Annotated in this window: 7 protein-coding genes, 1 tRNA gene and 1 pseudogene; 5 read left to right on the top strand and 4 right to left on the bottom strand. The window is 51.9% G+C overall.

Annotated elements, in window-relative coordinates; translation table 11 throughout:
• From F459_RS23835 to F459_RS22875, 3 genes and pseudogenes are all read right to left on the bottom strand, one after another.
• Window positions 1–256, bottom strand: a pseudogene (locus F459_RS23835) (hypothetical protein); the annotation flags it as partial.
• Window positions 257–403: 147 nt separating this feature from the next.
• Window positions 404–1,012: a VWA domain-containing protein gene (locus F459_RS0121570; RefSeq protein ID WP_020614723.1), complete on the bottom strand. Its 609-nt coding sequence runs from the start codon at window positions 1,010–1,012 to the stop codon at window positions 404–406.
• 218 nt (window positions 1,013–1,230) lie between these two features.
• Window positions 1,231–2,493, bottom strand: a complete 1,263-nt coding sequence (locus F459_RS22875; protein WP_154651770.1) for an ATP-binding protein — start codon at window positions 2,491–2,493, stop codon at window positions 1,231–1,233.
• Window positions 2,494–2,542: 49 nt separating this feature from the next.
• Here F459_RS22875 and F459_RS0121560 point away from each other — a divergent pair, with 49 nt between their 5' ends.
• The 3 genes from F459_RS0121560 (at window position 2,543) to F459_RS0121550 (ending at window position 4,817) form a co-directional block, all read left to right on the top strand.
• Window positions 2,543–2,902, top strand: a complete 360-nt coding sequence (locus F459_RS0121560) for a hypothetical protein (protein ID WP_020614721.1) — start codon at window positions 2,543–2,545, stop codon at window positions 2,900–2,902.
• A 2-nt stretch (window positions 2,903–2,904) separates the two neighbouring features.
• Window positions 2,905–3,834 (top strand): NAD(P)/FAD-dependent oxidoreductase, encoded by a 930-nt coding sequence (locus F459_RS0121555; protein WP_020614720.1) that lies wholly within the window; start codon window positions 2,905–2,907, stop codon window positions 3,832–3,834.
• 65 nt (window positions 3,835–3,899) lie between these two features.
• A complete protein-coding gene (locus F459_RS0121550) occupies window positions 3,900–4,817 on the top strand; it encodes a DMT family transporter (protein ID WP_020614719.1) in 918 nt (305 codons plus the stop codon).
• A gap of 1 nt (window position 4,818) precedes the next feature.
• Here F459_RS0121550 and F459_RS0121545 read toward each other — a convergent pair whose 3' ends face one another.
• Window positions 4,819–5,652 (bottom strand): TatD family hydrolase, encoded by an 834-nt coding sequence (locus F459_RS0121545; protein ID WP_245540251.1) that lies wholly within the window; start codon window positions 5,650–5,652, stop codon window positions 4,819–4,821.
• Window positions 5,653–5,735: 83 nt separating this feature from the next.
• Between F459_RS0121545 and F459_RS0121540 the strand changes: the two genes are divergently transcribed.
• Both F459_RS0121540 and F459_RS0121535 read left to right on the top strand, forming a co-directional pair.
• Window positions 5,736–5,822: transfer RNA gene (locus F459_RS0121540), tRNA-Leu, on the top strand.
• 211 nt (window positions 5,823–6,033) lie between these two features.
• A complete protein-coding gene (locus tag F459_RS0121535; RefSeq protein WP_020614717.1) occupies window positions 6,034–7,188 on the top strand; it encodes an ABC transporter substrate-binding protein in 1,155 nt (384 codons plus the stop codon).
• Window positions 7,189–7,244: the final 56 nt, after the last annotated feature.

Genomic DNA, 7,244 nt, shown 5'->3' with positions numbered 1-7,244 from the left:
GGATGCGGGAAAGGTCTCTGATACCGGAGCTGGTGACGAGGTGGCAGAGAATGGTGTGGTAACAGATGTGGCGGTGTGTCCAGTAGTCGATGCTAAAGGTACGGGTTGAGAAGGAGAGCCCGCAGGTTTTGCATTTGAACTTTTGAATACGGGGAGCTGTTTTTGAGTGGTACGACCCTGTTTTTATGAACCAGGGTCCTGCAGCCTGGAAATGGTTGGGACAATAGGGATTGGGGCAGAAGGGGGGATGGTTCATGAACTTCTCCTTTTTTGGCTGTTCTTACAATAACTAACTACGAGAAAAGGAGATTTTATTCATGTATCACCACGATTCAGGACACTATTTAAGGTATAGCGGAGCCGCGAAATTTAGCCGATCAATACCAGGTTTCGGTAGCGGCATTCAGGAAGCATCAACCGCCTCGAGAATCGCCTCCAGCCCCGGAGCCGAAGCGTTGATATAACGACCGCCGATAACCCGGTGAAGGCTTTTCATCTCATTCTCCTTGCCGACTTTCGGCAATTTCGTATCGATTAGGACCGCATGAATATCCCTTCGGCGTAGCCTTTTTGCCGCTTCCAAGGCATCCCGCAATGGAGATACCCCCCGTTCCCTTGCGATGTTTGCTTCGCCATCGGAAATGACCACTAAGATTTTACGCATACCGGGATAGCGTCTGCCTGCTGAAGAAAAAAGCTCCACACTGGCCTCGATACCGGCGGCAAGGGGCGTACCGCCGTCGGGTCTGAGCGCATTCAGGGCCTTTTTTGCCAAAAGAACACTCTTCGTCGGCGCAAGGATGGTTTTGGCCCCGCTCCCGCCGAAGGTCGTAAGGGCAACTACATGCCGGGCCTGGTAAGAACGCTGCAACAGGGCAAGGACCGATCCCTTGGTCACCGCCATCCGTTCGAGCGCCCCCATCGAATCACTGGTATCAAGGAGAAAAAGGACGAAGGTTCCCGGTTCCTCGCGGCGGACATGAAGCCTGATATCCTTTGCTTCGATTTTCAAGCGGCCGCTGTCCGCGCCACGATTGAGAGCCGCAATAAAACTTGCGGCAAGGTCGGGATCGCTTAGCGCTTCTCCGGGACCTGGAGCCCTGTTGCCGATCGCCCTGCCCCTTTTCCCTGCCTCTCCCTTCTGGTGTCCGTGACGGCGTATTCCAGCCTTGCCGAAACGACGGAGGTCGGCGGCCGTAATATCGAGAGAGGAGAGGCTGGCAGCCGCTTCTACTTCATCGATGGACGCTTTTTTTTTTCGAGAAAATCGAAGACAAGACTTCCGGCGGCAGCGGCACCGGGAACCTGGAAATCCTCCGGGTAATCGAAGAAATCCTCTTCAGGAACCATTCCGTACTCCAGACCGGCCTTGCGCAGCGAAGGACTTTCGATCTTCTCCTTCTGATCCTTCTCTTCCTGCTCTTCGGCAAGAATCGTCTCCAGCCGACCGTTTATCGTTTCCGGGGTCTCCTCGATGGTTCCGGCGATGCGGTGAGGCAAGGCAAAACGGGCCGCTTCCAAAAGCTCTTCACGATCAACCGACGACTTTCCCCGAAGTGCTGCAAGGGCAGATGCACACTTTGCCATGACGATATCAGATCGATGGCCCTGGACCCCTGCCTTGGAAGAAAAGCCGACCAAAAGATCCCAGATCTCCTCCCGAAGCTCAATCAGGGGAAGCAACTTGCGTGCGGAACGAACAAGCTCGCGAAGACGTTGCTCCTCATCATCCCACAGCTTTATAAAGGCCTTGGGATCATTCTCAAATGCGATCCGTCTGCGGACAATCGCCTTCCGCATCTCGGGTGTATTCTCGCCATGCACCGTCACCGATAGAGCAAATCGATCGAGGAACTGGGGACGCAGCTCCCCCTCCTCGGGATTCATGGTCCCCACAAGAAGAAAACGCGCGGGGTGCTCCAGATTAAAGCCCTCACGGGCGACCCGGCAAACACCGCTTGCCGCGGCATCAAGAACGAGATCCACTAAGTGATCCTCCAGAAGATTCACCTCATCGATATAGAGGATTCCCCGGTTGGCAGCAGCAAGAAGGCCCGGTTCGAAGCTGCGTTCTCCACGCTGAAGGGTCTTTTCGATGTGGATCGTACCGGCAAGGCGGTCCTCGGTCGCATTGAGCGGAAGTTCCACCAGCCTGACCGGCCTTCGAGAATGCTCTATCTCTTCTCCTGCACGGATTCGTGCTGCACAGGATTCGTGGATGGTATCACCATCAGCCGGATCACAGGAGTAAGGACAGTCTCCCACCACTTCGATTTCCGGTAGCAGAGGAGCAAGAGCCCGGACCGCCGTGGTCTTTGCGGTTCCCTTCTCTCCCCGAATGAGAACTCCACCGATGGAGGGATCGACTGCACAAGCAAGTAGCGCGGCCTTTAACCGCTTTTGGCCTAAAATGGCGGAAAAGGGGTAATAGTGCATACAGAAAAGCCTATGCATCCCCGCTTTTTGTGTCAATAGGAGGGTAATAGTTGACATATCGATTTTTATATATAATATTTATTATATAAATATAGGAGGATATTACATGACACTACCGACAAACCTTGACCATGTTGAAAACGAAAAAACCTTGAAGGAGCTCATCGACAGCGGCGACCCTCTGATGGTCTGCTGCGGCAGAATGGGCCCAATGTGCGTTCCTGTATACGGAGTTATGGAGGACCTTCAAAAATCGGGATCCTATGATCATGTTCGGTTTCGTGATATGGCCTTCGACTCCCCTGAGGCGGCCTATATCAAAAGACTCCCCGAATGCTCTTCCTTTAGGGGCCTGCCCTTCACCGTCTACTGGAAGGGGGGTAAGGTGGTGAAGGCAACGAGTTCCATACAAAACAAGGCACAGGTCACAGAAATTCTCGACGAACAATTCGGGAAAAAGGAATAGTCATGGAACACTACGATGCCATTGTCCTGGGGGCAGGTCCGGCGGGTCTCTCTGCCGGTATCTACCTTGCCCGGGCAAAACAAAACGTGGTAATCCTCGATCAGGGAACCGTCGGAGGGCAGGTCCTGTTGACCCATGCCGTTGCAAACTACCCAGGCCTTCCCGAGCTCTCCGGCTATCAACTCGCATCCACCATGAAGACACAGGCCGAAGGGTTCGGCTGTACCTTGGTCTCCAATACCAATCTTACCGATATTACATTGAAAGATACGGTAAAACGGGTCCGAACCGAGGATAAGGAGTATGCAGCTCCGGTCATTATTCTCGCAATGGGAGGACGGCCGAGAAATCTTGGTATCGAATCGGAAGATCGTCTCAAAGGGCTTGGAATCAGCTACTGTGCTACCTGCGACGGCGATTTTTTTACCGGTCAGAAGATCATGGTTGTCGGAGGCGGAAACTCCGCGCTGGAAGAGGCGGTAAGTCTGACCCGCTACGCCGACAAGGTAACCATCGTCCATCAATTCGATCATTTTCAGGGTTACGCCCACGCCATCGAAGCGGCCAGAGCAAACCCCAAAATCGACTTTATCCTCGAATCAACGGTACATGAATTCCTCGGTAACGAAAGCCTCGAGGGTGCTGTAATCGAACACACTCTTTCAGGAGAAAAACGCCGTCTTGATATTACCGGTGCCTTTATCCTTATCGGCTACCTGCCCAATACTGCCATGATTGCCGGGCAGCTTTCCCTAAACGAACGGGGAGAGATTATCACCGACGAAGGAATGAAAACATCGCTTGCAGGGGTTTTCGCGGCGGGAGATGCACGGCAAAAGCGTTTCAGGCAGATAACGACGGCAGTGGGCGACGGCACGGTGGCAGCCCTTTCCGCCATGGAATACCTGGAGGCAGGAAAGCGGGCATCATAACATAAAATATATGCAAAAGGCCAATTGCCACACTCAATCCTTTCTGACATAGTGTGGCAATGCACATGATCCTTGGACAATTTTTTGCGCTGCTTACCGCAGGATGCTGGGCTCATAATTCCATTGTCTATTCTGCCGCAGGAAAGCGTGTCGGTTCACGGGCCGTCACTCATATCCGTTTATGGATCGCCCTGCCCGTGATGTTCCTTCTTCATCTTCTCTTTTGCGGTAGTCCCTATCCTCTCGGCCTTTCTTCATCGGTCTATCTCTTCCTCGGATTATCAGGGCTCTTCGGTTTCTGCGTAGCCGACCTCTTCATCTTCAGGGCCTTTGTCGATCTCGGTCCCAGAGAAACCATGGTCGTCATGACCCTCAGCCCTATTTTCGGTGCTATTCTCTCAAGGATCTTCCTTGGGGAGATTCTTAGCCCCCTGCAGATGCTCGGAATAGCAGCCACCGTCGGCGGAGTTATCTGGGTTATCCTTGAAGAGGGCGCACGAAGCCGTGGTATCCAAAGGCAAAGCGGAACGGAAGAGGATCAGCGAACGAAACGCACAGGGGCGTTTTTCGCCCTCGGAGGAGCCTTTACCCAGGCGGTCGGCATGTTTCTCGCAAAGGCAGGCCTCGCCCAAGGAATTCATCCCTTCAGTGCAAACCTCCTCCGGCTCTCTGCAGGGCTCATCGGTCTTGTCCTCTATGCCACTGTCAGAAAAAGCCTCGTCTCCGACTTCGCGGCCCTGATACACGACAGGAAAGCGTTGCTGCTTACCGCAAATGGGGCTCTTGTCGGCCCGATCCTCGGTATTGTGCTATCCCTCTACGCCCTCACCTGGGCACCGGTCGGCATTGTTACCGCTCTCATGCAAACATCCCCCATATTTCTCCTGCCAATTGACCGCCTCTATTTTAAGAAAAGGGTGTCTAAAGGAGCAGTTGCAGGGACGATAACAGCCATTGTTGGGACCGCCCTGCTTTTTCTATAGCCTATATAGCAGGAGGCAGGGAAAAAATTCTATGCACATTCGCAGCCACCTGAGAAATGAGTTCCTCCATTGGTACAGAGCGAAGACGAGAAAAAAAGCTATACGTGTGTGCAACAAAGGCCGGATGGTTTGGCTTTCCCCGCATCGGCTCCGGGCTTAGATAAGGACTGTCCGTCTCGAAAAGCAGCCGATCCATGGGTACCTGCAGTGCGGAACTACGTATAAGCTCTGCATTCTTGAAGGTAAGATTACCGGCGAACGAGATAAAGAAACCAAGATCGAGACAACGCCTCATCATCTCCGGTCCCGAAGAAAAACAGTGAAGAATGCCGCCCCGCTTTGGGCTGTGACGACGAAAAACTTCCAAAAGCGGATCATCTGCCTCCCGACTATGAATTACCACCGGGAGGTCGAGGCGATCGGCAAGATCGATTTGAAGTTCCAGAAGCTCCTGCTGACATGCGGTATCTGCAAAATCCCAATGTAAATCGATCCCGCACTCCCCCACGGCAACCAAGCGGGGCCGCTGCCCCCGAATCGAGGCGGCCTGGTGTTCCAGAATTGAGGCTTCAAGCTCAGCGACCAACGAGGGCAAATCTTCGGCACCGGCATAGGAAGGATAAAGCCCTGCAGCCATGTAAACCCAATCAAACTCGGCAATAAGCTCCGAACGCTCTTCAAGGTCCCCAAGCTCTGTTCCGATATCCACGGCACACACCAATCCCTTTGCAAAGGCTCTTTTCAAATGCTCAACAGGATCGACGCCCTTCTGCCGCATCACGCGACTGTGGAAATGAGTATCGATCATCCCCTGTAGCCCCTCATATGTTTCCATACCTCAAGTGTACCAAACAAATCACCACTGCGAAAAGGGAGGGATTGACCATCGACGTCAGCCTCGGTACTATACATTCCATTGCCGGAGTGGTGAAACTGGTAGACACAGGGGACTTAAAATCCCCCGGCCCCAATACGGCTGTACGGGTTCAAGTCCCGTCTCCGGCAAAACGATACGATGATATTCGTAGACTTCAAGTTGCCAGGCTCTCCAACATTACCTCAAAATCATAAAAAGATCGAATACCTCCATACAATGCCCCCCGTGAGTGGAAAATAGTAAACGAAAAGAGAAAAAAGTTGAGTTCAAGGAGAAGAGGGAAGGATGATACGATCAAAGAAAGCATTGGGAACTTTATAAAGGGAAGGAGGGCATTGAATGAGAAAGAAAGAATGGATAGTTACGGGGGTATTATTGTTGGCCCTATGTTTACCGGTGTTTGGGAATGGAACAGGAGAGGCGACGGATGGGACGGAGTCCATCAAATTAGGATTTTTTTGTCCGTTGACAGGAGGGACAGCCCAGGCGGGCCAGGCAGCCTTGAACGGAGCGCAGATGGCAGTGGAAGAGGTAAATGAAAGGGGAGGAGTTTTAGGTCGACAGATAAAGATCATAGCATACGATGACAAATCATCGCCGGAAGAAGCAGTGAAAGTAGCGACGAAATTGGTGCAGGTAGATAAGGTTGATGCGATATTTGGGTCGCTGCATTCGGGGAACATCTTGGCGGCTGCCGATGTGATAGAGAATTCGAAGACAGTATTGGTATCGGGAGGGACCTCCCCGACCTGGCTGCAACAAGGGTATCGGTATTTGTTTCGATCGATAGCCAATAATACCTATACGGCGATACAGCTGGCTAAGTTTGCACAAAATAGGGGATATAGTCGGATAGCGCTTTTTACATCGAATGATGAATACGGTGTGACAGGAGGGAAGTCCTTTGTAAAGGCGAGTGAAGGGATGGGATTTAGCTATGTAGCCGACGAGAGTTTTACACATGGGGACCGTGATTTTACGGGACAATTTGCGAAGATTATTGGGACGAATCCTGATGCCATAGTGATTTGGGGACTTGGAGATGATTTAGGCTTTGTAGCGAAGCAGTTGAGACAATTTGGGTATGCCGGTCCGGTGTTGGGCTGTGAAAGTTGGGCGAATCCGGAGGCGTTGCAAAGTGGAGGGAATGCGTTGGAGGATGTATATTTTGCATCGCAGTATTTGACCTATAGTGATCCGAATGATGCGGAAGATCCGGCGATGAAAAGTTTTCTGACAGGGTATATTGACGAGTTTGGGTCTGCGCCGATGTCGGACAATGCGTTTCGAGCGTATGACGGAGTGCATCTCATAGTGAAAGCGATGAAGGATGGGAATTGTACAAGGGGAGAGGAGCTTCGGGAAAGTTTTAATAACATTGATGGATATGTTGGTTTAGCCGGGACCTTTTCGTATAAGGGTAAGCAAGGCGAAGGGATTGAAACACAGAGGATTTATACGGTTAGAAACGGGAAATATGTCGAGGTGAAATAGCAAATCACGTACAGGTATCTGTCGGAAAAACCTTCCCTCAGATACCATCCCCTTCA

The sequence above is a fragment of the Sediminispirochaeta bajacaliforniensis DSM 16054 genome, from assembly GCF_000378205.1.
GTDB lineage: Bacteria > Spirochaetota > Spirochaetia > DSM-16054 > Sediminispirochaetaceae > Sediminispirochaeta > Sediminispirochaeta bajacaliforniensis.
Note: the sequence above shows the minus strand (reverse complement) of the source record. Positions and strands in the feature narration are given on the sequence as shown.

Excerpts from the sequence above, each read along its gene's own strand:
- F459_RS0121550 (WP_020614719.1), top strand. The coding sequence starts at position 3,900 with ATGATCCTTGGACAATTTTTTGCGCTGCTTACCGCAGGATGCTGGGCT.
- F459_RS0121555 (WP_020614720.1), top strand. The coding sequence starts at position 2,905 with ATGGAACACTACGATGCCATTGTCCTGGGGGCAGGTCCGGCGGGTCTC.
- F459_RS0121545 (WP_245540251.1), bottom strand. The coding sequence starts at position 5,652 with ATGGAAACATATGAGGGGCTACAGGGGATGATCGATACTCATTTCCAC.
- F459_RS0121535 (WP_020614717.1), top strand. The coding sequence starts at position 6,034 with ATGAGAAAGAAAGAATGGATAGTTACGGGGGTATTATTGTTGGCCCTA.
- F459_RS0121560 (WP_020614721.1), top strand. The coding sequence starts at position 2,543 with ATGACACTACCGACAAACCTTGACCATGTTGAAAACGAAAAAACCTTG.
- F459_RS22875 (WP_154651770.1), bottom strand. The coding sequence starts at position 2,493 with ATGTCAACTATTACCCTCCTATTGACACAAAAAGCGGGGATGCATAGG.